Origin of the sequence: Pseudoalteromonas sp. TAE79 (genome assembly GCF_000498015.1) — a bacterium.
Taxonomy (GTDB): Bacteria; Pseudomonadota; Gammaproteobacteria; order Enterobacterales; family Alteromonadaceae; genus Pseudoalteromonas.
Genome location: NZ_AUTL01000046.1, coordinates 1 through 707 on the forward strand (window position 1 = coordinate 1; position 707 = coordinate 707).

1 protein-coding gene is annotated in these 707 nt (G+C 53.6%); it reads right to left on the bottom strand.

Annotated features, from left to right (window positions below; genetic code table 11):
• The coding region (locus L655_RS0101260) for a DUF927 domain-containing protein (RefSeq protein WP_029751540.1) at positions 1-707 on the bottom strand (707 nt) is incomplete at both ends.

The following is a 707-nucleotide window of genomic DNA, read 5'->3' on the forward strand; positions in this document are numbered from 1 at the left end:
CTGCCCAGATGGCTTTCGAGCGTCACTTCGCCAGTGGATAAAAACACCAAACGCCAACGGGCGGGTAAACGCATTTCACCGTATTTGCCTGCTCGAGTTTTACCTTGGCCATTGGCAAGCATATAAGCGACATCGCCCGCCTCTTTTGGGTCAACTTCGCCCATTTCATCGAGCGCCAGTAAGGCATCGTTATGGGCTAACGCAGTGCCTTCTAAACCGTTGGCCGTGGCACGCCAACTGTGGCGCAGCTGATTAGGCTCGCCCCACACCGATAATGCCGGATACAGCGCTGCAGTTTTACCGGTACTGCTAGCACCGTAGAGGTGTAAACCAAAACCATCCACCCCACACATATGCAACAAAGGCGCAGCCAGTGCAGCGCAAACACTAACGATTAATAGCGGGTTATCCAGACAATAACGGCCAACGTGCTGCCGCCAACTGTCGCTACAGCCTTGTTGAATAAAGCCTTCTATCGGGTGCATGGTTTGCAGCACCATGCGCGGGTTGTTGCTGTGTTCGCTTGGGTAAAAGGTGAGGCGCGGATGCACATAAGCGTGGTGATGCCAGCCAATGCAGTTCACGCTAATGGCCTTTTGCGTGGCCAGTTCACCCATTTGTTGAATAAACAGGGAGAGCAACTGCCGCGCTTTGACACTGTTACTTAGCCGCATGCCTCTGCTGAGTAATATCCGGCGGTACTCGCT